Origin of the sequence: uncultured Sulfitobacter sp. (genome assembly GCF_947497275.1) — a bacterium.
In the GTDB taxonomy this organism is placed as follows: domain Bacteria; phylum Pseudomonadota; class Alphaproteobacteria; order Rhodobacterales; family Rhodobacteraceae; genus Sulfitobacter.
On record NZ_CANMFS010000005.1, the window covers coordinates 79,184 to 105,184 of the forward strand.

Consider the following 26,001-nt stretch of genomic DNA (forward strand, 5'->3'; position numbering starts at 1 on the left):
CGTGGCTCCGCAAGCCTGTCCGCGATCCGTAAGCCCGCATCGCCAGTTCACATAGCGCGCGCATAGAAAAAAGGCCGATGGCGCACCACCGGCCATTTTCAATCGTGAGCTTTCCGGACACGAACGTGTTCAGACGACAAACTGTGCCCCATTGGCCGAGATCGTGGAGCCATTGATGAAGCCCGCATCGTCCGCCACGAGGAACGACACCACACGAGCGATTTCTTCGGGCTCGCCCAAGCGACCCGCAGGGATTTGGGCGACGATGCTGTCGCGGACCTTTTCCGGCACCGCCATGACCATGTCCGTGCCGATATAGCCGGGGCAGATTGCATTGGCTGTAATATTTGCCCGCGCGCCTTCCTGTGCAAGCGATTTCACGATGCCCAGATCGCCCGCCTTGGTCGCGGCGTAGTTGACCTGTGCAAACTGGCCCTTTTGACCGTTGATCGACGAGATTACGACGATCCGGCCGAACTTCCGTTCGCGCATGCCGGGCCAGACAGGATGGATTGTATTGAACACGCCGGTGAGGTTGGTGTTGACGACTTCGTGCCACTGTTCGGGCGTCATCTTGTGGAAGGGCGCATCGCGGGTGATGCCGGCGTTCGCAACGACGATTTCGACGGGGCCGAGTTCGTCCTCGACCTTTGCAATACCTGCCTTGGACTCTTCGTAGTCCGCAACATTCCACTTGTAGGTCTTGATGCCCGTTTCATCGGTAAATTTCGCTGCGGCATCGTCGTTGCCCGCATAGGTGGCCGCGACGGTATAGCCTTTGTCTTTCAGCTCTTTGGAGATGGCGGCGCCGATTCCACGGCTGCCTCCGGTTACAAGTGCGACACGGGACATTTGGTTTCCTCCGGTAACTATGTTTCTAATTGCGCGCAAAAATCGCAATTTTCTTTCTTATATCTCGGTTTAGGCAGTCGCGCGGCCTATGGCAACACCGAAGCGGCGGCTGCTTGAAGATTTCTTACGGTGCCCCGTGCCACCGCCGGTTTTCCAAAAAAGGATGGCAGTCGCTTGCTCCTGTATCTCAACTGCGGCGAATTTTTTTAGGGTAAGTAAAATCGATTTTGTCTGCCGGTACGGCCTTATCCGGCGCGATATAATCACATCCTGCAATATGTCGTAGTTCCGGGTGAGCAATATCCATCGCTTGCGCATCGAACACGGTCGAGACGACGTCACGGTAGATCGATTGATGCGGAGACAATCCGGTTTCGCCAGTTTCGTGGGGATTCATATTGCTGTAGAGGTCCGAAAAGGCCGCGCACATCGCACGGATAAAGTGCCCGCCCCGGCGGCTGATAAACCCGGCTCCGGTGCCCGCGCCGCCGCTGACCCCGGTGATCCGGACGGGGGCAAGTTCAATCACGTCGCGCATCATGTCTAGCCAGCCACCCTCCCAGAAGCAGGGGGCCCACCGCCCGAGCAGACTAGCTGGTCGAATTGTGGGTATCGTGCACCCCCTGGCATGGACAGATGCGGCGCGGCCTCGAAAAAGGGCCGCACCGCGCTCGGATTAGGGGCGCTCGAGGCACATGGCAACGCCCATGCCGCCGCCGATGCACAGTGTGGCCAGACCTTTCTTGGCGCCGCGGCGCTTCATCTCGAACAGCAGGGTATTCAGGATGCGTGCCCCGGAAGCGCCGATGGGGTGGCCGATTGCGATGGCACCACCATTGACGTTGACGATCTCGGGGTCCCAACCCATGTCCTTGTTCACGGCGCAGGCCTGCGCGGCAAAAGCTTCGTTTGCCTCTACCAGATCCAGATCTTCGGGCTTCCAGCCGGCTTTTTCCAACGCTTTGCGCGATGCATAGATCGGCCCGACACCCATGATCGACGGATCAAGACCCGCTGTTGCATAGGACGCAATCCGTGCCAACGGCTCGATGCCGCGCTTTTCGGCTTCGTCCGCGCTCATCAGCAGGGCGGCGGCGGCGCCATCGTTGAGGCCGGAGGCGTTGGCCGCCGTGACAGAACCGTCCTTGGTAAACGCGGGCCGCAGTTTGGCCATCGCATCCATAGTCGCGCCGTGGCGGATGTACTCGTCGGCATCGACGATGGTGTCACCCTTGCGACCGGGAACGGTGTAGGCGAGAATCTCGTCCTTGAAACGGCCTTCCTTCTGCGCGGCTTCAGCCTTGTTTTGGGATGCAACAGCGAATTCGTCCTGTTGCTGGCGACTGATCTGCCATTTTTCGGCGACATTTTCGGCGGTTTGCCCCATGTGATAGCCATGAAAGGCATCCCAAAGACCGTCTTTGATCATCGTGTCGATAAGCTTCATATCGCCCATTTTCTGGCCCGCGCGCATGTTCTGCGCATGCGGAGCCAAGGTCATGTTCTCCTGACCACCAGCGGCGACAATGCTCGCGTCGCCCAACTGAATGTGTTGCGCGGCCAAGGCAACGGCGCGCAGTCCGGACCCGCAAACCTGGTTGATCGACCAGGCGGCGGATTCCTGTGGCAATCCCGCGTTGATATGCGCCTGGCGCGCGGGGTTCTGGCCCTGTGCCGCGGTCAGCACCTGACCCAGAATTGTTTCAGACACATCCGAGGCGTCGATACCGGCGCGTGCGACGACTTCCTTCAGCACGGCAGCCCCCAGATCATGTGCGGGTGTGTTGGCGAAGGCGCCGCCGAAGCTGCCAACGGCAGTGCGGGCGGCGGAGGCGATAACAACGTTGGTCATGGAATGCAGTCCTCTCTTATGACGCGGGGTAGGAGGGGGCGTGCGAGACCGCCATCGCGGTCCGCTGTGGCGCTCCCCACCTTCTGATCGAGGCATATCGCATCGGATGCGCACCGGCAACAGGCACGGTCCTGCGTGGGCGGGCCAGAGCCGTCAGCCCTGGCGTATTTTCGCGTCTTGCAACCACGGTGGACGGGTCGTGGGCGCGGCAAAATAATAACCTTGCAAAAGATCGACGCCCATATCGGTCAGCATCTGCGCGTCCTGAGCGGTCTCGACATTTTCGGCAACGGTCAGCATATCGAAATGCCTCGCAACCGCCAAGAGGGCGCGCATGAGAACCTGGTTATCAGGATTGGCTGCGATCCCGCGCACGAATTGCCCGTCTATTTTCACGATGTCGAACAGAAATTCCCTGAAGTGGCGGATAGCCAGCTGACCCGAACCGAAATCGTCCATGGCAAAGCAGATGCCCCTGGATTGGAGGCGTTTCATGAAATCAATAACCAGTTCGGGCACCGACATCGCAGAGCTTTCGGTGATTTCAAGTATCAGGCGCTCCCCGATCGTGGGGCTTTCGCGCAGGAAGCGGTTGAGCGTGCTGGTCCACGGATGATAGCCGATGGAGCGGGCCGACATGTTGATCGACAGGCGCAAAGCGGGATTTGCCTTCAGCGTCAGGAGGCCGTGGCGCAAAGCCAGCACGTCGATTTCGCGTCCCGTTTCGGTTGTTTCGATCTTGTCCATGAACTGTGCCGCCGGAATTACCCGGCCGGTTGGATCAAGAACACGGATCAGCCCTTCGTGAAAGCCAGGCTCCCGCGCGCCATCGGCCCGCATTACGGGTTGAAACGCAAGCAGCGTCTGTTTGTAGCGTATCGCCTCCTGCACCAGCGCGAGGGTGCTCTGATCCTGCTGGGTGATGGCGAAGTTGAGCGGGCTGTCCGCACCGGGCGCCATATCGGCAAGCTTGCGTCTGGGAATGCCCATCGTGCGAGAATCCTGTTTTGAACGTGTCCGGCTACCCTGCGCGCGTGGACCCTAAAGAGATGTTAAGCGAAGATTTTTGTGCGAATCCTGTGAAAATTGATTACACCTGCGCTGTGAGGAAAACGCCATGACGAGATGCGACTGGGCAGGGCCCGAACAGATATACATCGATTACCACGATCACGAATGGGGCGTCCCCGAGCATGACAGCCGCGCGCTTTGGGAAAAGCTGATCCTCGACGGGTTTCAGGCGGGGCTCAGCTGGATCACGATACTGAAAAAGCGCGACGCCTTTCGCGCGGCGTTCGAAGGGTTCGACCCTGCGGTGATCGCCCATTGGGGCGAGACCGATGTGCAGCGGTTGCTCGGTAATTCGGCCATCATTCGCCACCGTGGCAAGATCGAAGCAACAATCACAAACGCGCAGGCCTGGATCGCGCTGGAGGAGCGCGATGGATTTGCGCCTTTCATGTGGCGCTACGTCGACGGAACACCCCTGCAGAACAGGTTTGCCACCATGGCTGATGTTCCCCCGAAAACAGCGATGTCCGAGCAGGTGTCGAAGGATCTGAAAAAGGCGGGTTTCAAATTTTGCGGCCCGACCATCGTGTATGCGTGGATGGAAGCGTGCGGATTGGTCAACGACCACCTTACATGCTGTCCGCGCCACGCGGCAGTCAAACAGATGGCACTACGCTAGGCATTGGCTCGCGGATTTGGGGGAGGTCCGTCCGATCCTCGGGCGACAGCTGCAGAATCGGCGGCGTTTTCGGGCCAGGCGAAAGAGTCGGTGAAGCGAATGAAACGTTTTTGTCATGGGCCACCGCATGCGTTATGCAGGCAGCGCCACCCGTCGGGCGCGCATCGAAACACGTCAGTCGGCAGGTTTCGAAGCATCCGGTGACCGTGGCGAGGTGTGGGATTCCGCATCTGCCCGAGCGTGATCGCATGAGCGTGGCGTTTTAGAAGTAATCCGGCGCCTTGAAGCAACTCCGGGGGAATAGGTGCCATATCGCGCATTGACTCCCGCCCGATCCCCCGTATAAGCGCGCAATCGTTGGTGTTGGTGGCCCCCGTGAGGGGAGGCCTGTCGGGGTTTTCCCAGAGGACAACGCCCTTTACCGCCCCTTCCGGGGCAACATAAAGGAGAACAGCCGTGACCAAACGCACCGCTGCCAAGTACAAGATTGACCGCCGCATGGGCGAAAACATCTGGGGCCGTCCTAAATCCCCCGTCAACCGCCGCGAATATGGCCCCGGTCAGCATGGCCAGCGCCGCAAGGGTAAAATCTCCGATTTCGGTATCCAGCTGCGCGCCAAGCAGAAGCTCAAGGGCTACTACGGCGACCTGACCGAAAAACAATTCCGCCGCATCTACGGCGAAGCGGAGCGGGTCAAGGGCGACACCGGTGAAAACCTGATCGGCCTGCTGGAGCGTCGTCTGGATGCGGTCGTGTACCGTGCCAAATTCGTCGCGACTGTTTTTGCTGCACGTCAGTTCGTCAATCACCGTCACGTCCGTGTGAACGGCAAGCTGGTGAACATCCCGTCCTACCGCGTAAAGGAAGGTGATGTGATCGAGGTCCGTGACCGCTCCAAGCAGATGGTTGCGCTGATCGAGGCGACGCAACTCGCGGAACGCGATGTGCCCGACTATATCGACGCAGATCACTCCAAGATGACAGCGACATTCGTGCGTACACCCACTCTGGGCGATGTGCCATACCCCGTCGTGATGGAACCGAACCTCGTGGTCGAATTCTACGCAAAGAACTAATCTTTGCATTCAACGGTTTTTTTGACGCCCCGCCGGCTTTCCGGCGGGGCGTTTTTTGTACGTTTTGACATTTTTTGAACATACTCACGTCCGGTTTGACATGCATTAACGTCTTGAGGGAGCAGACACGCGTCTATTTCGGCGGTGGTGATGGCCCTTCGGACCGGTGCGATTTTTTTTGGGGACTGGTCGCTTTTAGAGGAGAATGAAAGTGATTGAAGCAAAAGCGGCGCTGGCAATTGCCGAGACCGTCCTGGAGAAAACCCGAGCAGCGATGCAGCAGGGGGATTCTGAAACTTTCATTTCGTTTTTCAACAGCCCCCAGAGATTCGAAACACTGTCTGGCGATTTTCTGGTCAGGGATGTGGCAGGAATGCGCGAGCAGATCAAACAGGTTTGCGCGGAGAACGCACGGCTTGGCGTGACGCGAATTAAGCGGACCTGTATCGAAGCATTCTCCAAATCACCCAACGAAATCGACTGTGTCTACTCCACCAGCCTGTACGCTGGTGACCTTCTCGCGCGGGCGCCGCATACGACCTATATCACCCTGGGTCTGATCGACGACGCCTGGAAGATCCTGTACACGATGTACGGTGCCGAACCCAGCGAGAGTACCACAGACGCGCTGCTGCGCCGCGCGGCTGCCAAACCCATGCTCACCCTCGTTTGATGCGGCTTACCCAGACCCGGTGGGCCCATATGCATCTCGCCAAGGCTGCGCGCCGGTCGTGCGACGGGGCAAATCGCTTCTGGTGAGGGCGCGGTCGAGGCGCTAGAAGGGCGCCAAGCAACCAAAGAGCGCCCGATATGACACAGACCATTGCACCGCAGCCCGGCATCATGGACATCTCCCTGTATCAGGGAGGCGCGTCGGAGGTGGCCGGCGTCGAGAATGTGGTCAAGCTCAGCTCGAACGAGAATCCGCTTGGCCCCAGCGACGGCGCGATCAAGGCCTTTCAACAAGCGGCCTTCAAACTGCACCGCTACCCGTCATCGGACCACGCGGGCCTGCGCCACGCCATCGCCGAGGTGCACGGCCTGGATGCAGACAAGATCGTCTGCGCGGCAGGATCCGGCGATATCCTCAACTATCTGTGTCAGGCTTACGCGGGTCCGGGGACGGAGGTCATCCATACCGAACATGGTTTCGCGCTCTACAGGATCTATGCGCTGGCGGCGGGGGCGACGCCTGTCGAGGTGAAAGAACGCGAGCGGGTGACAGATGTGGATGCCATTCTTGCATCCTGCACGGACAAGACCCGGCTCGTCTTCATCGCCAATCCCAACAACCCGACGGGCACCATGATCGGCTCCGCCGAGATCGCGCGGCTGGCGGATGGGCTGCCCGCGCAATGTCTTCTGGTGCTCGATGGGGCCTACGCCGAGTATGTCGAGGATTATGACGCGGGTGCGGGGCTGGTGGACTCGCGCGAAAACGTGGTCATGACCCGCACCTTTTCAAAACTCTATGGTCTGGGCGGTTTGCGCATTGGATGGGGCTACGCGCCCAAACCGGTGATCGACGTCCTGAACCGGATCCGCGGTCCGTTCAACCTGAGCGGCGCTGCAATTGATGCCGCACAGGTCGCCGTGCGCGACCGGAAGTATGCCGATCACTGCCGTGCCGAAAACGCCAGATGGCGGCACTGGATGGCAGAGGCCCTGGCCGAGATCGGTGTGCCGTCGGATGTTTCCTGCGCGAATTTCATCTTGGCACGCTTCGCGAGTGAGGACGAGGCGCAGAACTGTGATGCCTATCTGCAATCGCAGGGGCTGATCGTGCGGCAGGTGGGGGGATATAACCTGCCCAACTGTCTGCGCATTACCGTGGGTGATGAGGCATCGTGCCGTCGGGTGGTGCACGCAGTGCGCCAGTTCAAGGGGGGCTGAGCGATGGCACAGATTTACGACCGCGTGGCACTGATCGGTCTGGGCCTTATCGCGTCCTCGATTTTCTGGGGGATCAAGCGCGCGGACCTTGCACGCGAAGTGCGTGGTTTCGCGCGCTCGGAAGAAACCCGCGCGACGGCGCGCGACATCGGGCTGTGCGATGTCGTCTGCGACGATATCAACGACGCGGTGAAAGGCGCCGATCTGGTGGTGCTGTGCGTTCCCGTGGGGGTCATGGGCACCGTCATGAAGGACATTCGCGACAGTCTCAAACCCGGTGCGACGATCACCGATGTCGGATCGGTCAAGCGCGATGTGATAGATCAGATCGCGCCGCTTTTGCCGGAAGGCGTGAATTTCGTTGCGGGCCATCCTTTGGCGGGAACGGAACATTCCGGTCCGCGCTCGGGCTTTGCCGAGCTTTTCGACAACCGCTGGTGTTTGCTGATGCCGAGCGAAGGCACCGATCCGTCGGTGACGGCGCAACTGCGCGCCTTTTGGGAGGGTCTTGGCTCCAACGTCGAGGAAATGGACGCGGATCACCACGATCTTGTGCTCGCGGTCACGTCGCATGCGCCACATCTCATCGCCTATACCATGGTGGGCGTGGCGGACGATCTGCGCCGCGTGACCGACAGCGAGGTAATCAAATATTCTGCGGCAGGTTTCCGCGATTTTACGCGTATCGCGGCCTCCGATCCGACAATGTGGCGCGATGTTTTTCTCTCCAACAAGGAAGCGACCCTGGAGATTCTCGGGCGGTTCACCGAAGAACTATTTGCGCTTCAGCGGGCGATACGGCAGGGTGACGGAGAACACCTGCATGACTATTTCACCCGCACGCGCGCCATTCGGCGCAGCATCATCGACGCGGGACAGGACACAGACGCCCCGAACTTCGGGCGTGTACCGGGGCGTAAACCATGAAAAAGCTGACCTTGTTCCTTTGTCTTTCCGCAACGGTTGCCTGCGGCGGTCCGGACAGTTCGCTGCGGCCCGAAGGCCGCCCGATGACACAATTCATAGAGATCGTGCCTGACGGGACGATCGACCGCTCCGCGATAGAGAACAAGCAAGGCGGGTTCCTTGCGTCATTGCGTCCCATTTTCCGTTCCCCCAAGGCGGCTCGGGAACTGCGTCAGCAGCAAAAGGTATTGGCCGCCGGAGCAGTCTGTGGCGACATTGCCATTCAGGGCAGGGCGATCGGCAGCGTATCCGGGTCGGCCGGCGGGTGTGGTGTGGACAACGCGGTTCAGATCTCTTCGGTTTCCGGCGTCTCGCTCAGCGCACGGTCCACGATGGACTGCGGCACTGCGCGCGCCCTCAAGTCATGGGTGGACAAAAGCGCAAAGCCAGCGCTTTCCAAAAAGGGTGGTGGCCTGCGCGAATTGAAGGTGGCCGCCCACTATGCCTGTCGCCGCCGCAACAACGCGAAAACCGGCAAGATCTCCGAACATGGCAAAGGACGTGCCATTGATATTTCGGGTTTTCAGCTTGCCGATGGCAGCGAGATCACGGTCCTGCACGGATGGAACAAGCGTGGGATGAAAAAACCGCTGCAGCGGATGCACAAGGAAGCCTGCGGTCCGTTCGGCACCGTTTTGGGGCCGCGCGCCAACCGTCATCATCTCGATCACTTCCACTTCGACACGGCACGTTACAGATCGGGAACCTACTGTCGCTAGGGCAGGATCAGACGTGGCGCGGTGCCGAGCGGGATAAAGCCCATCTGCATGCGACCATCGCGGACCGCGATGTCCAGCTCAAGCGTGTTCGCGCCACCGGACAGTCCCGCCAGCATCCGCAAGCCGTTCTCGATTTGCGGACGTTGTTCGGCACCGATCACGCTGCCGCTTTCTGCGATATCCAGCATGGCCTGCCAATTGGATGCCTCTACGGTTATCGTCCCCGAAACAATGCCCCGATCGCTGACCGTCAAATCGGCACTGAGAACAAGGCCAATGTCCGCCCATCGCACCTCGGCGCGGCGCAGTGTGATGGCGCGCGGTTGCGGTCGGCGCACATCCAGCGCCGTGCGGTCCCAGGGGCGATCGAACAAGACGGTCATGTCGGCCCCAAAGGTCTCGAACGCGGAGGGCCATGCCTGCGGCAGGCGCAGAGCCTCACGCAGCAGAGCGCCGGGCGCCAAATCAACCACATCGACGCGGATGTCGTAGGCTGCAGGATCTTGCGTCTGCTGTACCTCTGCTTCGAGCAAGGACAGGTCTGCCAGCCGCCCATCGGGCAGATCAAGCGTTAAGGCATCCGTTTGTGCTGTCATCTTCTCCAGTTGCAGCGCCGTACCTGGCCGCAGCCGAAATGCGGCGACAGCGCCATCTGTGTCGAGAGTCAGAGCGTCGGAGGGGGTGGACAGGATCACTGGACCACTCGGCATATCGACGGTGCCGTGTCCCGGCCAGTACACCGGCGAAGAAAGCGTCAATTCCGGCACTATCAAAGCGACCGCCGTCTGCGGATCCGCAAGGCTCAGGTCTTCGAGCGTCAGGGCAATGCGCAGGGGAAAGCCGCCACGTGTGCTGGTACCGATGTCCGCCTGCCAGCCTTCCGCCTGCCGCGCGCTGCGCCACCCGGCCACGCTGTCTTGCAACGTCTTCGTGGCGATCCACCACCATCCCGCCCATGCAACAGTCACGGCGATCACGATTATCCACAGCATGCGTCCCACGGGCATTGCCCCTTTCCATCCTTGCGTCGATGGGGTTTACCCTGTGCTTCGAAGGAGGACCAGTTCTATGAGTATGTGGGTATTCGGGTACGGTAGTCTGCTTTGGAATCCAGGTTTCGAGGTGGCGGAAAGCGTGATCGGTACGTTGCCGGGGTACGCTAGGTCTTTCTGCATGCGCTCGATCCATCATCGCGGCACAGACGTGGACCCGGGGCTGGTTCTGGCACTGGACCGGCAGGAGGGGAAGGCCTGCGAAGGACTTGCGCTGCGGGTTGCGGACGGCGCGGAAGAAACGACTTTGGCCTACCTGCGCGAACGTGAATTGATTTCGTCGGCCTATGTCGAAAAACTGATCACGATCCAGCTTGCGGATGATCGGTATGTGACCGCGCTGGTCTATGTGATTGATGAAAGCCACAACCAGTATTGCGGTGATCTGCCGCTTGAGGAGCAGGCGCAGATCATTGCGCGCGCGGTCGGGGGGAGGGGACCCAATACCGAATATCTGTTCAATACCTTCGACCATCTGGTGAAAGTGGGTCTGCACGATCCGGCGCTTGAATGGTTGGCAAACCGGGTTCGTGCGCTTGCGGCATAATCCCTTTGGGATTGGGTGAATTTCGGGTTAAGCTGCGATAACAGAACAATAAGGTCAGGAGCAGGAAGCGCATGGCGCAACCAGACCGTGGGGCAAAAACACAATTCTCGCAACCGGTGCGGCAGATCACTTTGATGCTGCTTGTGCTTGGATTGTCGGGCTTTGGCATATTCGTGGCGTTGCCGCGTGTCCTGCCGGTGTTTCAGGCCAACCCTTATCTCAACGGGTTCATCGTCTTTGTCTTTCTCATCGGTGTCGTCGCCTGCTTCTATCAGGTGCTGCAATTGATCGGTTCTGTACGCTGGATCGAGAATTTCGCCTCCGAGGGAGAGGCACCGTCGGAGACGCCACCGCAAATGCTGGCGCCCCTTGCGGCACTGCTGCGTACCCGTGGTGCGCGTATGCAGATCAACGCGTCGTCGACGCGCTCGATCCTCGATTCCGTGGCCACCCGGATCGACGAAGCGCGCGAAATCACACGCTACATCGTCAACATGCTGATCTTTTTGGGCCTTTTGGGTACGTTTTATGGTCTTGCAACGACCGTGCCCGCCATCGTCGATACCATCCGCAGCCTCGCGCCGCAGGACGGCGAGGCCAGCACGGATGTCTTCAACCGGCTGATGACGGGTCTGGAATCGCAACTTGCCGGCATGGGCGTGGCCTTTGCATCCTCGCTGCTGGGACTTGCGGGATCGCTGATCGTCGGGCTGTTGGAGCTGTTCGCGGGGCACGGGCAAAATCGTTTCTACCAAGAGCTTGAGGACTGGCTGAGCTCGATCACGCGGGTCGGTTTTTCGGCCGGTGACGAAAGCACGCCCGAGCAGGCGGTGATGGCCAGCATGGTGGACCATGTGGCCGAGCAGATGGAAACGTTGCAGGATATGTTCGCCCGCTCCGAAACCGGGCGCGCCGAGGTGGAGGGCAAACTGGGCAGCCTCGCGGTGGCGATCGAACGGATGGCCGTACAGTTGGGCGATCAGGGCAGCGTGTCGGACGCGTTTGACCGCATTGCCGATGGGCAGGAACGGATGATTTCGGCTATCGAAACGCAGGGTCAAGACCACGGCGACAGCAGTGGCGACGCCGAAAGCCGCATGCGCCTTCGGTCCATTGATGTACAGATGCTGCGGATTCTCGAGGAAATCTCCGCCGGCCGCCAGGAAACCATGGCGGAACTGCGCCAAGAGCTTTCCTATCTCACAAAGGCGCTTTCGCAACCGCGCAGCTTGACCGAACCGCGCCGTATGCGCGCCAAGGCGGGGCCGGACGGATCCGACACCTCCGATAACGGAGGAAGCTGAGCGTGGCTCTGTCGCGGCGGACAGGATCGCGGTTTCAGGCATCGATCTGGCCTGGTTTCGTCGATGCGATGACTGGTCTGTTGTTGGTCCTGATGTTCGTGCTCACCATTTTCATGGTCGTTCAGTTCGTGCTGACTGAACAGATATCGGGCCAGGAGACAGAACTGGACTCGTTGTCGACCGAAGTGGCCGCGTTGGCGCAGGCTCTCGGCTTGCAGGAGCGCGACAATACCAACCTGCAAGCACGCGTCGGCGCACTAAGCGCGACGTTAGAGGAGGCGCAGGAACAGGCTGAGGAACAGGCAACGCTTATTGCATCCTTGCGCACGCAACGCGCCGAACAGGCGGAGGAGCTGGCGAATGCGCGCAACCGGATCACGGGGTTCGAAGCGCAGGTCGCTGCGTTGCTGACCGACCGGGATACCGCATTGGCCGAGGTTGCCGATCTTGAGGAACGGACGCAGACGCTGTTGAGCGAGCGCGAGGCGCTTGACCTTGCCCTCGCGGCAAGCCGCGATGAGGTGGATGCGCAGGCGGAGGCCGCGCGCCTTGCTGCTGCGCGCCGCGAGGCACTGGAGGCGCTCACGGCTGATCTGCGGGTGCGTAACGCGCAAGCGCAGGAAGAGATCGACACACTCAGCGCCGATGTGACTGCCGCGCAAAATGCGTTGAGCGCGCAGGAAAGCACGCGGTTGGCGGAAGCGGCGGCGGCAGAGGCACTGCGCGAGCGTCTGAAAAACGCCGATACGGAACTGACCGCAATGACGCTATCACTGGAATCGCAACGGCGTCGGGCAGAGGAAACTCTTACCCTCCTGGCAGCGGCGCGGGCTGCGGAAAAAGATCTCGATCTGAAGCTGGCCGCGGCGTTGCTGGATGCGGATGAGTTGGAAAAACAGGTTGAAACTGCGCAAGCACGCGATGTCGAGCTTGCAGATGTGCGGGACGCTTTGCGCACCGCTCGGACCCGGATTGCGACGCTCGAAGAGCAGCTGGATACGACGCAAAGCGAGACCGCCGAAGAGATGGCGGATCTACGCGCCGGTCTTGCCGCCGCGCTCGCGGCAAAGGTTGCCGCCGAACAGGAGGCGGGCACCACCCAGACCGAGGCGGAACAACGGGCCGCCCTGCTTGCGCAAGCCGAACGGCAGTTGGCACAGGAGCGTGAAACCTCCGCGGCATCGCAGCGGCAGACCGAGTTGCTGAACCAGCAGGTCGCCGCGCTGCGTGCGCAGCTAGGTAATCTGCAAGGCCTTCTGGATCAGGCCGTGGCCGTGGATGCGGCGCGCGAGGTCGAGTTGCAGTCACTTGGATCGCAACTGAACACCGCACTCGCACGCGTCGCCGCCGAAGAACGTCGACGCGCCGAGCTGGAAGCGGCCGAGCGCCAGCGTCTCGAAGCTGAAACGAAGAATCTTGAGCAATACCGATCAGAGTTTTTCGGTCGTCTGCGCAACGTGCTGGGCACGCAGGACGGCGTGCGAATCGAAGGCGACAGGTTCGTTTTCTCTTCCGAGGTGCTGTTCCCGTCCGGTGGCGCGGAACTGTCACCGGAAGGCACCCGCGAAATCGCAAAGGTTGCGGATATCTTGCGGAATGTCGCGGCGGATATTCCCGAAGGCATCGAATGGGTCCTGCGTGTGGACGGTCATACGGACGACGTGCCGCTGTCGGGGCAGGGCGAATTCGCCGACAACTGGGAATTAAGCCAAGCACGGGCGCTCTCCGTCGTCAGATACATGAGCAACTTTCTGGGTATCCCGCCGGACCGGCTCGCGGCGAACGGCTTTGGCCAGTATCAGCCGGTCGACACTGCCGACACAGAGGCCGCACGCGCGCGTAACCGCCGGATCGAATTGAAATTTACTGAGAAATAGGGATCAGGGCAGGGTAAGCGTCAGGGACTGACGGTCAATTTCGACGCCATCGCGCAGCAGGGTCGCTTCGCCAGCATAACGCCCAGCAGGCCAGCTTTCACTCTTGCGTTTCTTTCCGATGGCACGAAATGCCTGCGCCTGATTACGCTCAATTTCTATGTTGCGCGCGATCGTGATCCTGTCGGGACCGCGCAGGTCAAGGCGCAGGATGTCATTCTTCCGCACACCGAAAAGATAGGACCAGATGACCAAAGCATCACCGCGCGCGGTAGCCCCGGCTACGTCACCTACGCGGATCTCGGCGAAATCCGGAATTGCGGTACTGGTGCCGATGCTGATGATGCCACCGGCCCTGTACTGCGGTGCGTCTGCCCAGAGTGTCGTCCGGTCCGGGGCGCCACAGGTGATCTCTCCGTCTGGATCGAAGGGGTCGACCACGCGACCATCCTGTCGCACGGACAGATGAACATGAGGAAACTCGGCGCGGCCCGACATGCCGACTTGCCCCAGAACGGTACCCGCCGAAATCACGTCCCCGCGTTTCACGCGGATCGAGCCGCTGCGCAGGTGGCAGTATTGGGTTTCCCATCCCTCCGCGTGCCCAACGACCACGCCATTGCCGCATTCGCGGTCCTGAACGGCAGCCGCAGTCGTATCGGAATAGCCGGTGTCGGGCATGCCGTCGCGGATCCCTTTCACCGTTCCGGAAGCGGAGGCCAGGACATCTATGCCGCGGTTGATATACGACCGATCAGGCAAGGCGAAATCAGTGCCCTTGTGCCCGTTGTATGTCAGGCCCGCACAAGTGAAATCGGTTGCCGCGTCCGTTGCATCATGGTCGACATATTGCTGGATATAGCAGGGACCGTCGAGATCACAGTCGATTGGATGAACAAGCAAAAAATCCCCCGCCGTGGCTGGCACGGCGAGGGATAACAGAGCGAGGACCGCTCTCAGCATGATCAGTCTGCCGTGAGCAGGGGCGGCTTGTCGCCAGACAGGCGCGGGCTGTCGGGGCCGTCGATCTGAAGATCGAGCTCGCCCTTCTTCACGCCGACCTTGACGACACCGCCTTTGGCCAGTTTGCCGAACAGCAGCTCCTCGGAGAGCGGCTTCTTGATGTACTCCTGAATAACGCGGCCCAGCGGGCGCGCCCCCATTTTGTCATCATAGCCTTTGTCCGCCAGCCATTCGGCGGCTTTTTTGCTCAGCTCGATGGTCACGTTCCGGTCCATCAGTTGCGCTTCGAGTTGCAGTACGAATTTCTCGACCACACGCAGGATCGTCTCTTTGGGCAGCGCGCCAAAGGAGATGACGGCGTCCAGACGGTTACGGAATTCCGGTGTAAACGTCCGCTCGATCGCGGCGGTGTCTTCACCCGTGCGGCGGTCGCGGCCAAAGCCAACGGCCTCTTTCGCCTGTTCCGCAGCACCCGCATTCGACGTCATGATCAGAACCACATTGCGGAAATCGACAGTCCGACCGTTATGATCGGTCAGCCTGCCGTGATCCATGACCTGCAACAGAATGTTGTAGACATCCGGGTGCGCCTTCTCCATCTCGTCGAGCAGCAGAACGCAATGTGGATCCTGGTCCACACCGTCGGTAAGCATCCCGCCCTGGTCAAATCCGACATAACCCGGAGGCGCGCCGATCAGGCGGCTGACGGCGTGCTTTTCCATGTATTCCGACATGTCGAACCGCAGCAGCTTGACACCCAAAGTATCGGCGAGCTGTTTGGCAACCTCGGTTTTACCCACACCGGTCGGACCCGCAAACAGGTAGTTCCCGATGGGCTTCTCCGGCTCACGCAGACCCGCACGCGCCAGCTTGATCGCGGACGAAAGCGCCTCGATCGCCTTGTCCTGGCCGAACACCACCCGTTTGAGCGATGCCTCAAGATCGCGCAGGACGACGACATCGTCCTTCGAGACGCTTTTCGGCGGAATGCGGGCGATCTTGGCCACTACGGCTTCGATCTCTTTGGTTCCGATGGTCTTGCGCCGTTTGGACGCTGCGACAAGATGCTGCGCGGCACCGGCTTCATCAATTACATCAATGGCGGAATCCGGCAATTTACGGTCGTTGATGTAGCGATGCGCCAGCTCCACGGACGTCTTGATCGCGTCGGCGGTGTATTTGACGCTGTGATGATCTTCGAAATATGGCTTGATGCCCTTGAGGATCTTCTGTGCGTCCTCGACGGACGGTTCGTTCACGTCGATCTTCTGGAACCGGCGTGCCAGCGCGCGGTCCTTCTCGAAATGCTGGCGGAACTCTTTGTAAGTGGTCGAGCCCATCGTGCGCAGCTTACCCCCTGCGAGCGCTGGTTTCAGAAGGTTCGATGCATCCATCGCCCCGCCCGAGGTCGCGCCGGCACCGATAACCGTGTGGATTTCGTCAATGAACAGTACAGCGTCATCGTGGTCCTCAAGCTCGGTCACGACCGCCTTCAGCCGCTCCTCGAAATCACCGCGATAGCGTGTGCCCGCCAGCAGCGCGCCCATGTCGAGCGAGAAGATGGTGGTATTGGCCAGAACTTCTGGCGTCTCGCCAGCCACGATCTTGCGTGCAAGCCCTTCCGCGATGGCCGTTTTGCCGACACCGGGATCGCCCACGAGAAGCGGGTTGTTCTTGCGCCGGCGGCACAGCACCTGAATGCAACGCTCCACCTCGGTATCACGCCCGATCAATGGATCGACGTCGCCGTCGCGGGACTTTGCGTTCAGATCCACGCAATATTTCGACAGTGCGGATTCCTTCTTGTCGCCTTCGGTAACGCCCTGCGCTTCTTCTTCATGCTCGGGCGCGCCGGAAACGGGACGTTGTTCACCGTATGCCGGGTCCTTGGCGACGCCATGCGCGATGAAGTTCACCGCATCATAGCGCGTCATGTCCTGTTCCTGCAGGAAATAGGCGGCGTTGCTTTCGCGCTCCGCGAAGATGGCGACAAGCACATTGGCGCCGGTTACTTCCGTGCGGCCGGAGGACTGAACATGGATCGCCGCGCGCTGTATCACCCGTTGGAACGCGGCTGTGGGCACGGCTTCGGATCCTTCGACGTCGGTAATGAGATTGCTGAGGTCCTCGTCGATGAATTCGACCAGCGTTTCGCGCAGTTCGTCCACATCGACCGAGCAGGCCTTCATGACCTGCAATGCATCAGGCTCGTCCACAAGCGAGAGCAGCAAATGCTCAAGCGTGGCAAATTCATGGCGGCGTGCATTCGCAAGCGCGAGCGCGGCATGAATGGATTGTTCTAGTGTGTTCGAGAATGAAGGCACGGGCGTGCTCCTTTTCGATGAGGGTCGGCGGGGGGGGCTGAAAGATGCCAGCGCCTTCGGTTCGACCATGGCCTGATAGTATTAGAGTTTGGTTGATCGCGGCTCAGCTTCAAGTCTTTTTTGAAATAAAGATGTCACATTTAATGTGAGCGTGCTTTCGCAAAGCTGTTTCGGACCGGGGGCTGGAGGGGTTTGTGCGCCATCTCAGGCGTCCTGAAACCTTGATATGGGAGGGATGCCCATGTGTTTCAATGGCCACGGTTGCGGAGCGCGCGGCACAACGCCGCGTGCCCCTGTTGCATGACAATCAAAAGCTGTCCTTGCGCTTGCGGACTTCGGCAAAGACTTCTACATCGGTAGCTTGCGCCAGCCCGATATTGGCCCGCAGGCCGGGATCATTGCACCGCAGGAACGGATTGGTAGCGCGTTCCAGTGACATAAGCGAGGGCACGGTAAAGCGGCCCTCGGCGCGTATCGCGTCGATATCCTTGGCGCGTTTCTTCAGGTCGGTGTTGTCAGGATCGACGCTGAGCGCGAATTTCGCATTCGATGCGGTATATTCGTGACCCGAACAGACCAGCGTGTCGTCCGGCCAGTCGCGCATCTTCTCAAGGCTCGCGTGCATCTGTTCAGGCGTGCCCTCGAACAGGCGGCCGCACCCCAGCGCCATCAGGCTGTCGGCGGTAAAGGCAGCCTTGGCTTGCGGTACGAAGAAGGCAATATGGCCGACCGTATGGCCGGATACGTCGATAACCCGCACATCGAGCGTGCCCAGCGTAAAAGTGTCACCGTCTGCCAAAGCTGAATCAAGGTCGGGCAGGCGCTCTGCGTCGGCCTTGGCACCGTAAACGGGCGCGCTGTGGGTCTTGGCAAGCTCGGGCAAGCCGTCAATGTGATCGAAATGATGGTGCGTCAACCAGATCTGGCTGAGGGTCCAGCCGCGCCGGTCGAGTTCTGCTGTGATCGGGGCCGCTTCGGGCACGTCGATCAGCGCGACGTCGCCGCTGTTATTGTCGCGCAGCAGGAATGCATAATTGTCCGACAAACACGGGATCGTCACGAGGGTATGGGTGTCCGTCGCGATAGTTTCGACATGGGGATCTGAGGGCATGTTCAAGGCTCCGCTGCTGGTCTAGGGTAGTCCAGAATGGCGCAACGAAGGATTGTCCGCAATGCATCTTGATGTGCAGGATCTGCGCAATTTCTACTACCGCAGCGCGTTGGGCCGGGCGGCGCAGAAATCACTGCGGGGCCGAATGGTGGAAATCTGGCCGGAAGCCAAGGGGCAGACGGTGGTCGGCTTTGGCTTTGCCGCGCCCCTGCTGCGCCCCTATCTCAAAGATGCGCGGCGGGTTGTCACGCTGATGCCCGGACCCCAGGGCGTCATGCCGTGGCCTGCGGGAATGGCAAATACCTCGGTGCTGACAGAAGAAACGCTTTGGCCGCTGGAGACGGGCCATGTCGACAAGTTGGTGCTGTTACATGGGTTGGAAACGTCGGAGCGCGCCTCAGACCTGCTGGAGGAGTGCTGGCGCGTACTGGGACCGGGCGGCAGGGCGCTTTTCATCGTGCCGAACCGCGGCGGCCTTTGGGCGCGGCGTGATCGCACACCGTTCGGATACGGTCGCCCCTATTCGCCGGGCCAGCTCGACGCGCAACTGCGCAAGCACCAGTTCCTGCCGGAACGTCATGTCGGCGCGCTTTACCAGTTTCCGTCCGGTGACCGGCTCTGGATGAAATCGGCGGGACTGTTCGAAAGGATCGGTCGTCATGTTCCCACAATGATGGCGGGTGGTGCCTTTATGGTGGAGGCCACGAAACTGGTTTATCCGCCCAAAGGAAAGGTCCAGCGCAAACGCGCACGTGTACCTGTCGGTGCACTGGAAGGCGCTCCCAAGCCGGTCTAGGAAATCAGGCTGATTTCGCTGCCTTCCCTGAAGGCAAGATCGTCCAGTGTCATACCCGTCGTGCCAAGCAGACGGATCGTGCCCATCAGGGGGGCCGAGCCCTCGTCGGTGCCAGTGGTGAAGACAAGGTCGGTAAAGCTGCCGTCCGGCTCTTCGGAGAGCGTGACGCGGGCAAGGGTCGGCGCTGTTCCATCGGCCAGCGGGTCGAGCTGTGTATCGACGAAAAGTATATCGGTGCCGGGCAGAAAATCGGTGATGGTCGTCACGATGCCGGCATCCACCGGGTCGCCCGTGGGGGCACCGCCAAGGAACGACAGCTCAAACCGGTCTGCCCCGGAACCACCGGTAAGCGTATCGAAGGACTTGCCGCTGTCGAGGAATGTCTGTGTCTGGATTACATCATCCCCCGCCCCGCCATCGGCGGTCGAGCCGACCTGAAAGCCGGGTGAGTTGGTGAGGCTTATCAAATCGTTACCGTCGCCACCGAATACCGGCGTGCCGCCCCCGTAGTCCGCGCTGTCGGCCCCGATCGTGTCATCACCGGCCCCGCCGTCAAGCCGCAACAGGCTGCCCTGGCCCTGGATCAGGTCGTCGCCTTCTCCGCCGAACACCTCTCCTCCGATGCCAAAAGCGGTGATCGTGTCGTTCCCGGCGCCGCCATCTACGCTGCCTGCGGCCGACTGGTTTGTCCCGGGGGTAAGGGGCTGGAAGACGATACTATCGTTGCCCGCCCCACCGTCCACCTCGGCGTCGAGGACATCGAAGGACGCGATGGTGTCATCCCCTGCGCCGCCGCGGGCGGTCGCACTCGAGCCGAAAAGCTCCAGGGTGTCATCGCCGTCCCCGCCGTCGATTATGGCACCTTCCGATCCGGGGGCGGTGGTCATTACGTCCGCGCCGCCCAGCCCGGCAACCGTCTCGCCGCTTTGCGCGGTGAGTGTATCGGCGTCCCCGCTGCCGTCTATCTCGTCGCGATCAACAGCCGGACCCAGCGGATCATCGGGATCGGCCGGTGTGTCGGTGCTGTCGACCTCTTCAGTGTCATCGGTGTCGTCTGCGTCATCGATAAAGAAAGACAGGAATACGGTGAGCCCCACCAGGGCCATCAGTGCAAGCGCGGACATGAAATTCTCCCTTGATGCCGATGATGGTTTGCCCGTTGCTCTGGCCTGTCAAGGTCTGGTTAAAAAGTTGGGCCGGTCAAGCGGTGACGCACGCGCCCTAAGAAACAATAAGCGGTTGGAGCGGGTATTGTGCACCTGAATGGTCAGCGCCGCAGCCCGTTCCGTTCAGAGCAGGACCGAAGGAATCGAATAAAACCGCCCTTATTCTGCATCAATATGGCCCGGCAGGCAAAAATAATGCGTTCCGCAAAATCTCTTTCTATCGCGAAAGCCTTGAAAACTTGCGGTTCAGAGCAACCTCGTTCATCACTATAGAGTGTTGCGGCACACGGTGGTGTCTGCTACATCCGCCCTGATTTAACCGCTTGGGCCTATATTCAAGCCGCGCCAACACCCCGGTGACGCGACCCTCGCGTACGCCGGATCTGATGTACGAGAGGATGGACGTGTCCGAACCAGCTTCGATTTCCACCGGCATCGCGCACCGCTATGCGACAGCCGTGTACGATCTTGCGAAAGAGTCCGACAAGATCAAGGCCCTCGAGGGCGATCTGACAGCCCTGCAAGAGGCTATGAACAGCAGCGAAGACTTTCGCGATCTGATCCATTCACCGATCTACACCCGTGAACAGCAGGGCGGCGCGATCACCGCGTTGGCAGAGAAAATGAAGCTGTCCCCGATGATGGCGAACTTGCTGGCACTTATGGCGCAGAAACGTCGCCTGTTCGTGCTGCCGCAGCTGGTCCAGACCCTGCGCGAGATTATCGCCACTGAAAAGGGCGAAGTGACCGCTGACGTGACCTCTGCGAAGGCACTGACCAAGACTCAGGCCGACAAGCTGGCGAAATCGCTCAATGCCAGCACCGGCAAGAAAGTAACTCTCAATCAGACCGTCGATGAAAGCCTCATCGGTGGTCTTGTCGTTAAAGTGGGCTCCAAGATGATCGACACGTCGATCCGCGCGAAGCTCGATTCCCTTCAGAATGCAATGAAAGAGGTCGGATAAATGGGTATCCAAGCAGCAGAGATTTCTGCGATCCTGAAAGACCAGATCAAGAACTTTGGTCAGGAAGCTGAAGTGGCCGAAGTGGGCCGGGTTCTGAGCGTCGGTGACGGTATCGCCCGCGTTTACGGTCTGGACAATGTTCAGGCCGGCGAAATGGTCGAATTCCCCGGTGGCATTCAGGGCATGGCGCTGAACCTCGAGGCCGACAACGTCGGTGTCGTGATCTTCGGCTCCGACCGGGACATCAAGGAAGGCGACGTCGTCAAGCGGACGAACTCCATCGTGGACGTGCCGATCGGTGACGAACTGCTGGGCCGCGTTGTTGACGGCTTGGGCAACCCCATCGACGGCAAAGGCCCGCTGGGCGCGACCAAGCGTGGCTTGGCCGAAGTAAAAGCACCGGGCATCATCCCGCGCAAATCCGTGCACGAGCCGATGGCGACAGGCCTGAAGTCCGTCGACGCGATGATCCCGATTGGCCGGGGCCAGCGCGAATTGATCATTGGCGACCGTCAGACCGGCAAAACGGCCGTGGCGCTTGACGCGATGCTGAACCAGGCGCAGGTCAACAAGGCGGCGGGCGACGACGAAAGCAAGAAGATGTACTGTGTGTACGTCGCGATCGGTCAGAAGCGGTCCACCGTGGCGCAGCTGGTCAAGAAGCTCGAAGAGACCGGTGCCATCGACTATTCGATCATCGTTGCTGCGACCGCGTCCGAACCTGCGCCGATGCAGTTCCTCGCACCCTATTCCGCAACAGCGATGGCAGAGCATTTCCGCGACAACGGCCGTCACGCGCTGATCGTGTATGATGATTTGTCCAAGCAGGCCGTGTCTTACCGCCAGATGTCGCTGCTGCTGCGCCGCCCACCCGGGCGTGAAGCCTATCCCGGTGACGTTTTCTATCTCCACTCCCGCCTGCTGGAGCGTTCGGCAAAGCTGGGCGATGCGGCCGGTAACGGCTCGCTTACCGCGCTGCCGATCATCGAGACGCAGGGTGGCGACGTGTCCGCGTTTATTCCGACAAACGTGATTTCGATCACTGACGGTCAGATCTTCCTGGAAACGGAGCTTTTCTACCAAGGCATCCGTCCTGCCGTGAACACCGGTCTGTCGGTGTCGCGCGTTGGCTCCTCGGCCCAGACCAAAGCGATGTCTTCCGTCGCCGGTCCGGTGAAACTGTCGCTCGCGCAGTACCGCGAGATGGCCGCGTTCGCGCAGTTCGGTTCGGATCTCGACGCCGCCACACAGCAGCTGCTGGCCCGTGGTGCCCGTCTGACCGAGCTGATGAAGCAGCCGCAATACAACCCGCTGACCAACGCCGAAATCGTCTGCGTGATCTATGCCGGTACGAACGGCTACCTCGACAAGGTCGACGTATCCGATGTGGGCCGCTTTGAGCAGGGTCTGTTGAACCACTTGCGCAGCAAGCATGCCGATCTTCTGGCTGACATCACCAACAACGACCGCAAGGTGAAAGACGAGCTTGAAGAGAAAATCAAAGCCGCTCTCGACGGTTTTGCCTCTGACTTCGCTTAAGGAGAGATAAGCCAATGGCAAATCTCAAGGACCTTAAAAACAGGATCTCAAGCGTGAAATCCACGCGTAAGATCACCAAGGCCATGCAAATGGTTGCCGCGGCGAAACTTCGCCGCGCGCAGGAGGCTGCGGAAATGTCGCGGCCCTACACCGAGCGTTTCAATGCTGTGATGGCATCGCTTGCGGCGTCCGTCGGCGAGTCCGACAGCGCGCCGAAACTGTTGAGCGGAACGGGCAAGCAGGATGTGCATCTGCTAATCGTCATGACATCCGAACGCGGTCTGTGCGGCGGCTTCAACGCCAACATCGCGAAGAAAGCGCGCGCCTTTGCACGCGACCTTCTGGCGAACGGCAAGGAAGTCAAGATCCTGACCGTCGGCAAAAAAGGCCGCGACCAGATGAAACGTGACTATGGCAAGTATTTTGTCGGTCACGTTGATCTGACCGATGTAAAGCGCGTGAGCTACCCTGATGCGCAAGGCATCGCCAAGGATGTTCTCGGTCGATTTGATGCGGGTGATTTCGACGTGGCGACGCTGTTCTACGCCGAGTTCGTCAACGTCGTCAGCCAGATTCCTCAGGCCAAGCAGATCATTCCCGCAAAGTTCGAAGCGGACGAGAATGACGATACGGCCGCGACATTGTTCGATTACGAGCCCTCCGAGGAAGCGATCCTTGCGGATCTGCTGCCACGCGGCGTCGCTACGGCGATCTTCTCGGCTCTGCTCGAGAACGGGGCGTCCGAGCAAGGCGCGCGGATGTCCGCGATGGACAACGCGACACGCAACGCGGGCGAGATGATCGAAGATCTGACCGTCGAATACAACCGTTCCCGTCAGGCCGTTATCACCAACGAGCTGATCGAAATCATTTCCGGCGCGGAAGCGCTGTAAGACAAACCGGAGAGACACGACATGGCACAAGCAGTCGGCAAAATCACCCAAGTCATCGGCGCGGTCGTTGACGTGCAGTTCGAGAACGACCTGCCGGACATCCTGAACGCGCTTACCACCCAGAACCAGGGCAAGGATCTGATCCTCGAAGTTGCCCAGCACCTTGGTGAAAACACCGTCCGGACCATCGCGATGGATGCGACCGAGGGTCTGGTCCGCGGTCAGAAAGTGACCGACAACGGCGGTCCGATTTCCATTCCCGTGGGTAACGCGACCCTGGGCCGCATCATGAACGTCGTGGGCGAGCCCATCGACGAGAAGGGCGCGATCACATCCGAAGAGCGTCGTCCGATCCACGCGGACGCGCCCGAGTTCGCGGCCCAGTCCACGACATCCGAAGTCCTGGAAACCGGGATCAAGGTGATCGACCTCCTGGCCCCCTACGCCAAGGGCGGCAAGATCGGCCTGTTCGGCGGTGCCGGTGTGGGCAAGACGGTTCTGATCATGGAGCTGATCAACAACATCGCGAAGGTGCACTCGGGCTACTCCGTATTTGCGGGTGTAGGAGAGCGGACACGTGAAGGGAACGATCTCTATCACGAGATGATCGAATCCAACGTCATCAACCCCGACAACCTCGAAGACAGCCAAGTGGCCCTGGTCTACGGCCAGATGAACGAGCCTCCAGGCGCGCGTATGCGTGTGGCTCTGACCGGTCTGACACTGGCCGAGCAGTTCCGCGACCAGTCCGGAACCGACGTTCTGTTCTTCGTCGACAACATCTTCCGCTTCACGCAGGCCGGGTCCGAAGTGTCCGCCTTGCTGGGCCGGATTCCTTCCGCTGTTGGGTATCAGCCGACGCTGGCGACCGACATGGGCGCGATGCAGGAACGCATTACCTCTACCAAGGCCGGTTCGATCACTTCCGTTCAGGCCGTCTACGTTCCTGCGGATGACTTGACCGACCCCGCGCCTGCGACTTCGTTCGCGCACCTCGATGCGACAACCGTTCTGGATCGCTCGATCTCGGAAAAGGGTATCTATCCGGCTGTGGATCCGCTTGGCTCCACCTCGCGTCTGCTTGATCCACAGGTCATCGGCGAAGAGCATTACAAGGTTGCGACCGACGTGCAGCAGGTGCTTCAGCGGTACAAATCGTTGCAGGACATCATTGCCATTCTCGGCATGGATGAATTGAGCGAAGAGGACAAACTGGCGGTGGCCCGTGCGCGCAAGATCGAGCGCTTCCTGTCCCAGCCTTTCGACGTTGCGAAAGTCTTTACCGGCGCGGATGGCAAGCAGGTACCGCTTTCCGAAACGGTTCAGTCGTTCAAGGCGGTTGTGGCCGGTGAATACGATCACCTGCCTGAAGGCGCGTTCTACATGGTGGGCGGCATTGATGAAGTGAAGGCGAAAGCCGAGAAAATGGCGGCAGACGCCGCCTAAGGAGGGCTCCAGCAATGGCAGACACGATGCAATTCGATCTGGTGTCGCCTGAGCGGCGCCTTGCCTCGGCTCAAGTAGCCTCGGTGCAGATCCCCGGTGCGGATGGTGACATGACGGCGATGCCCGATCATGCGCCAACCATCACCACGCTGCGTCCCGGCATTTTGAAAGTAAGCGGACCCGATGGCACGTCCGAGTATGTCGTGACCGGCGGTTTCGCCGAGATTACGGCGTCGGGTGTTTCCGTTCTGGCCGAACGTGCGGTTGCCAAGGGCGACATGACGCAGGACGCGATGGACGACATGATGGAAGAGGCCCACGGCACCTATAAGAAAGTGAAAGAAAACTTTCAGAATGAGCCGGGGCCGGTGGACGACGCAGCCAAGCTGATGTCCGATATGGTGGCAATGGGCGACGAGATCGGCCTTTCCACCAAGCAGCCCAGCCTTTGAGCGGACGAAAAAGATGAACGTAGAAGGCCCCGCAGGTGCGGGGCCTTTTGCTTTCAACGCTGCCACAATTCAGGCATAAGCGCAGGGTGGTGGGATGTGTTCAGCAAATGCCGGGGCTCTCGGAATGAAGAGATTGCGCAGTAGTTTGGTTGGCGTCGATGGCGGCGACGTCGTCCTGTTCTCGGATTTCGAGGACGGTGGAGAAATGTGGACAGGCCGGGGCCAGCGGGAGCGGCGCCGGCACATCAAGTTCGGCGAAAAATACCGCGACATCCCCACGGTGATGGTCTCGATTTCCCTATGGGACATGGACGCTTCAACGGTCCTGCGGGCGGACGTGGTCGCCGAATCCGTGACGGAAAAGGGCTTCGACATGGTGTTTCGGACGTGGGGTGATACCCGCGTCGCGCGGGTGCGCATGCAATGGACATCCATCGGACAACTGCGCGAAGCGGATGATTGGGACGTAGAATAGGCATCCCAACGCACCGATGGCTTATCGCGCAAGGCCGAACCAGCG

25 protein-coding genes are annotated in these 26,001 nt (G+C 60.2%); 16 read left to right on the forward strand and 9 right to left on the reverse strand.

The window, feature by feature from the left end; all coding sequences use genetic code 11:
• Window positions 1–129: 129 nt before the first annotated feature.
• The 4 genes from phbB to Q1A06_RS11900 form a co-directional block, all read right to left on the reverse strand.
• Window positions 130–852, reverse strand: a complete 723-nt coding sequence (gene phbB / locus Q1A06_RS11885) for an acetoacetyl-CoA reductase (RefSeq protein ID WP_299563574.1) — start codon at window positions 850–852, stop codon at window positions 130–132.
• A 187-nt stretch (window positions 853–1,039) separates the two neighbouring features.
• The gene (locus tag Q1A06_RS11890) at window positions 1,040–1,393 is read right to left on the reverse strand and encodes a hypothetical protein (RefSeq protein WP_299563577.1); all 354 of its coding nucleotides are present in this window, start codon (window positions 1,391–1,393) and stop codon (window positions 1,040–1,042) included.
• Window positions 1,394–1,528: 135 nt separating this feature from the next.
• Window positions 1,529–2,704 (reverse strand): acetyl-CoA C-acetyltransferase, encoded by a 1,176-nt coding sequence (locus tag Q1A06_RS11895; protein WP_299563580.1) that lies wholly within the window; start codon window positions 2,702–2,704, stop codon window positions 1,529–1,531.
• Window positions 2,705–2,857: 153 nt separating this feature from the next.
• The gene (locus tag Q1A06_RS11900; RefSeq protein WP_299563583.1) at window positions 2,858–3,694 is read right to left on the reverse strand and encodes an EAL domain-containing protein; all 837 of its coding nucleotides are present in this window, start codon (window positions 3,692–3,694) and stop codon (window positions 2,858–2,860) included.
• Between the two features lie 127 nt (window positions 3,695–3,821).
• On the opposite strand from Q1A06_RS11900, the gene Q1A06_RS11905 reads away from it, so the two are divergent.
• From Q1A06_RS11905 to Q1A06_RS11930, 6 genes are all read left to right on the forward strand, one after another.
• The gene (locus Q1A06_RS11905; protein ID WP_299563586.1) at window positions 3,822–4,394 is read left to right on the forward strand and encodes a DNA-3-methyladenine glycosylase I; all 573 of its coding nucleotides are present in this window, start codon (window positions 3,822–3,824) and stop codon (window positions 4,392–4,394) included.
• 456 nt (window positions 4,395–4,850) lie between these two features.
• A complete protein-coding gene (rpsD, locus tag Q1A06_RS11910; protein ID WP_299563589.1) occupies window positions 4,851–5,471 on the forward strand; it encodes a 30S ribosomal protein S4 in 621 nt (206 codons plus the stop codon).
• Window positions 5,472–5,682: 211 nt separating this feature from the next.
• Complete coding sequence (locus tag Q1A06_RS11915) at window positions 5,683–6,144, forward strand: hypothetical protein (RefSeq protein ID WP_299563592.1); 462 nt, start codon at window positions 5,683–5,685, stop codon at window positions 6,142–6,144.
• 137 nt (window positions 6,145–6,281) lie between these two features.
• Entirely contained in the window at window positions 6,282–7,364 is a 1,083-nt protein-coding gene (hisC, locus tag Q1A06_RS11920; RefSeq protein ID WP_299563595.1) for a histidinol-phosphate transaminase, read from the forward strand.
• A gap of 3 nt (window positions 7,365–7,367) precedes the next feature.
• Window positions 7,368–8,291, forward strand: coding sequence for a prephenate/arogenate dehydrogenase family protein (locus Q1A06_RS11925; protein ID WP_299563598.1), 924 nt, complete (start codon window positions 7,368–7,370; stop codon window positions 8,289–8,291).
• Window positions 8,288–9,049, forward strand: coding sequence for an extensin family protein (locus tag Q1A06_RS11930; RefSeq protein ID WP_299563601.1), 762 nt, complete (start codon window positions 8,288–8,290; stop codon window positions 9,047–9,049). The genes Q1A06_RS11925 and Q1A06_RS11930 overlap by 4 nt, the downstream gene beginning before the upstream one ends.
• On the opposite strand, the gene Q1A06_RS11935 is transcribed toward Q1A06_RS11930, so the two are convergent.
• A complete protein-coding gene (locus tag Q1A06_RS11935) occupies window positions 9,046–10,041 on the reverse strand; it encodes a DUF2125 domain-containing protein (protein ID WP_299563604.1) in 996 nt (331 codons plus the stop codon). The genes Q1A06_RS11930 and Q1A06_RS11935 overlap by 4 nt on opposite strands.
• A gap of 76 nt (window positions 10,042–10,117) precedes the next feature.
• On the opposite strand from Q1A06_RS11935, the gene Q1A06_RS11940 reads away from it, so the two are divergent.
• The 3 genes from Q1A06_RS11940 (at window position 10,118) to Q1A06_RS11950 (ending at window position 13,829) form a co-directional block, all read left to right on the forward strand.
• Window positions 10,118–10,648 carry a gamma-glutamylcyclotransferase gene (locus tag Q1A06_RS11940; protein ID WP_299563607.1) on the forward strand — a complete coding sequence of 177 codons (531 nt, stop codon included), beginning with the start codon at window positions 10,118–10,120 and terminating at the stop codon, window positions 10,646–10,648.
• 71 nt (window positions 10,649–10,719) lie between these two features.
• Complete coding sequence (locus tag Q1A06_RS11945) at window positions 10,720–11,952, forward strand: biopolymer transporter ExbB (protein ID WP_299563610.1); 1,233 nt, start codon at window positions 10,720–10,722, stop codon at window positions 11,950–11,952.
• A 2-nt stretch (window positions 11,953–11,954) separates the two neighbouring features.
• The gene (locus tag Q1A06_RS11950; RefSeq protein WP_299563613.1) at window positions 11,955–13,829 is read left to right on the forward strand and encodes a peptidoglycan -binding protein; all 1,875 of its coding nucleotides are present in this window, start codon (window positions 11,955–11,957) and stop codon (window positions 13,827–13,829) included.
• A gap of 3 nt (window positions 13,830–13,832) precedes the next feature.
• Here the strand turns inward: Q1A06_RS11950 and Q1A06_RS11955 are convergent, their stop codons facing one another.
• The 3 genes from Q1A06_RS11955 to gloB all read right to left on the reverse strand — a co-directional run bounded on the left by Q1A06_RS11955 (window position 13,833) and on the right by gloB (window position 18,224).
• The gene (locus Q1A06_RS11955; protein ID WP_299563616.1) at window positions 13,833–14,789 is read right to left on the reverse strand and encodes a M23 family metallopeptidase; all 957 of its coding nucleotides are present in this window, start codon (window positions 14,787–14,789) and stop codon (window positions 13,833–13,835) included.
• A 2-nt stretch (window positions 14,790–14,791) separates the two neighbouring features.
• Complete coding sequence (gene clpA, locus Q1A06_RS11960) at window positions 14,792–17,113, reverse strand: ATP-dependent Clp protease ATP-binding subunit ClpA (protein WP_299563619.1); 2,322 nt, start codon at window positions 17,111–17,113, stop codon at window positions 14,792–14,794.
• 307 nt (window positions 17,114–17,420) lie between these two features.
• Window positions 17,421–18,224 carry a hydroxyacylglutathione hydrolase gene (gene gloB / locus Q1A06_RS11965; RefSeq protein ID WP_299563622.1) on the reverse strand — a complete coding sequence of 268 codons (804 nt, stop codon included), beginning with the start codon at window positions 18,222–18,224 and terminating at the stop codon, window positions 17,421–17,423.
• 61 nt (window positions 18,225–18,285) lie between these two features.
• On the opposite strand from gloB, the gene Q1A06_RS11970 reads away from it, so the two are divergent.
• A complete protein-coding gene (locus tag Q1A06_RS11970; protein ID WP_299563625.1) occupies window positions 18,286–19,020 on the forward strand; it encodes a class I SAM-dependent methyltransferase in 735 nt (244 codons plus the stop codon).
• On the opposite strand, the gene Q1A06_RS11975 is transcribed toward Q1A06_RS11970, so the two are convergent.
• Window positions 19,017–20,144, reverse strand: a complete 1,128-nt coding sequence (locus Q1A06_RS11975) for a hypothetical protein (protein WP_299563628.1) — start codon at window positions 20,142–20,144, stop codon at window positions 19,017–19,019. The two genes, Q1A06_RS11970 and Q1A06_RS11975, sit on opposite strands and share 4 nt — an antisense overlap.
• Window positions 20,145–20,590: 446 nt before the next feature.
• On the opposite strand from Q1A06_RS11975, the gene Q1A06_RS11980 reads away from it, so the two are divergent.
• The 6 genes from Q1A06_RS11980 to Q1A06_RS12005 all read left to right on the forward strand — a co-directional run bounded on the left by Q1A06_RS11980 (window position 20,591) and on the right by Q1A06_RS12005 (window position 25,956).
• Complete coding sequence (locus Q1A06_RS11980; RefSeq protein ID WP_299564257.1) at window positions 20,591–21,151, forward strand: F0F1 ATP synthase subunit delta; 561 nt, start codon at window positions 20,591–20,593, stop codon at window positions 21,149–21,151.
• On the forward strand, window positions 21,152–22,690 hold the full coding sequence (atpA, locus tag Q1A06_RS11985; protein ID WP_299563631.1) for a F0F1 ATP synthase subunit alpha: 1,539 nt from the start codon (window positions 21,152–21,154) through the stop codon (window positions 22,688–22,690). It begins immediately after the preceding gene.
• Between the two features lie 14 nt (window positions 22,691–22,704).
• Window positions 22,705–23,583 carry a F0F1 ATP synthase subunit gamma gene (locus tag Q1A06_RS11990; RefSeq protein ID WP_299563634.1) on the forward strand — a complete coding sequence of 293 codons (879 nt, stop codon included), beginning with the start codon at window positions 22,705–22,707 and terminating at the stop codon, window positions 23,581–23,583.
• A gap of 21 nt (window positions 23,584–23,604) precedes the next feature.
• Window positions 23,605–25,029, forward strand: a complete 1,425-nt coding sequence (atpD, locus tag Q1A06_RS11995) for a F0F1 ATP synthase subunit beta (protein ID WP_299563637.1) — start codon at window positions 23,605–23,607, stop codon at window positions 25,027–25,029.
• A 14-nt stretch (window positions 25,030–25,043) separates the two neighbouring features.
• Complete coding sequence (locus Q1A06_RS12000) at window positions 25,044–25,481, forward strand: F0F1 ATP synthase subunit epsilon (protein ID WP_299563640.1); 438 nt, start codon at window positions 25,044–25,046, stop codon at window positions 25,479–25,481.
• 124 nt (window positions 25,482–25,605) lie between these two features.
• Window positions 25,606–25,956 carry an H-type lectin domain-containing protein gene (locus Q1A06_RS12005; RefSeq protein WP_299563643.1) on the forward strand — a complete coding sequence of 117 codons (351 nt, stop codon included), beginning with the start codon at window positions 25,606–25,608 and terminating at the stop codon, window positions 25,954–25,956.
• Window positions 25,957–26,001 lie beyond the last annotated feature (45 nt).

Bases quoted from the DNA above. Each gene is read 5' to 3' on its own strand.
- Q1A06_RS11900 (WP_299563583.1), bottom strand. From the start codon at position 3,694: ATGGGCATTCCCAGACGCAAGCTTGCCGATATGGCGCCCGGTGCGGAC.
- Q1A06_RS11975 (WP_299563628.1), bottom strand. From the start codon at position 20,144: ATGTCCGCGCTTGCACTGATGGCCCTGGTGGGGCTCACCGTATTCCTG.
- Q1A06_RS11930 (WP_299563601.1), top strand. From the start codon at position 8,288: ATGAAAAAGCTGACCTTGTTCCTTTGTCTTTCCGCAACGGTTGCCTGC.
- Q1A06_RS11990 (WP_299563634.1), top strand. From the start codon at position 22,705: ATGGCAAATCTCAAGGACCTTAAAAACAGGATCTCAAGCGTGAAATCC.
- Q1A06_RS11895 (WP_299563580.1), bottom strand. From the start codon at position 2,704: ATGACCAACGTTGTTATCGCCTCCGCCGCCCGCACTGCCGTTGGCAGC.
- gloB (WP_299563622.1), bottom strand. From the start codon at position 18,224: ATGCCCTCAGATCCCCATGTCGAAACTATCGCGACGGACACCCATACC.
- Q1A06_RS11940 (WP_299563607.1), top strand. From the start codon at position 10,118: ATGAGTATGTGGGTATTCGGGTACGGTAGTCTGCTTTGGAATCCAGGT.
- Q1A06_RS11890 (WP_299563577.1), bottom strand. From the start codon at position 1,393: ATGATGCGCGACGTGATTGAACTTGCCCCCGTCCGGATCACCGGGGTC.
- Q1A06_RS11955 (WP_299563616.1), bottom strand. From the start codon at position 14,789: ATGCTGAGAGCGGTCCTCGCTCTGTTATCCCTCGCCGTGCCAGCCACG.
- Q1A06_RS11935 (WP_299563604.1), bottom strand. From the start codon at position 10,041: ATGCTGTGGATAATCGTGATCGCCGTGACTGTTGCATGGGCGGGATGG.
- Q1A06_RS11905 (WP_299563586.1), top strand. From the start codon at position 3,822: ATGACGAGATGCGACTGGGCAGGGCCCGAACAGATATACATCGATTAC.
- atpA (WP_299563631.1), top strand. From the start codon at position 21,152: ATGGGTATCCAAGCAGCAGAGATTTCTGCGATCCTGAAAGACCAGATC.
- Q1A06_RS11970 (WP_299563625.1), top strand. From the start codon at position 18,286: ATGCATCTTGATGTGCAGGATCTGCGCAATTTCTACTACCGCAGCGCG.
- hisC (WP_299563595.1), top strand. From the start codon at position 6,282: ATGACACAGACCATTGCACCGCAGCCCGGCATCATGGACATCTCCCTG.
- Q1A06_RS12000 (WP_299563640.1), top strand. From the start codon at position 25,044: ATGGCAGACACGATGCAATTCGATCTGGTGTCGCCTGAGCGGCGCCTT.
- Q1A06_RS11925 (WP_299563598.1), top strand. From the start codon at position 7,368: ATGGCACAGATTTACGACCGCGTGGCACTGATCGGTCTGGGCCTTATC.
- Q1A06_RS11945 (WP_299563610.1), top strand. From the start codon at position 10,720: ATGGCGCAACCAGACCGTGGGGCAAAAACACAATTCTCGCAACCGGTG.
- atpD (WP_299563637.1), top strand. From the start codon at position 23,605: ATGGCACAAGCAGTCGGCAAAATCACCCAAGTCATCGGCGCGGTCGTT.
- Q1A06_RS12005 (WP_299563643.1), top strand. From the start codon at position 25,606: ATGAAGAGATTGCGCAGTAGTTTGGTTGGCGTCGATGGCGGCGACGTC.
- phbB (WP_299563574.1), bottom strand. From the start codon at position 852: ATGTCCCGTGTCGCACTTGTAACCGGAGGCAGCCGTGGAATCGGCGCC.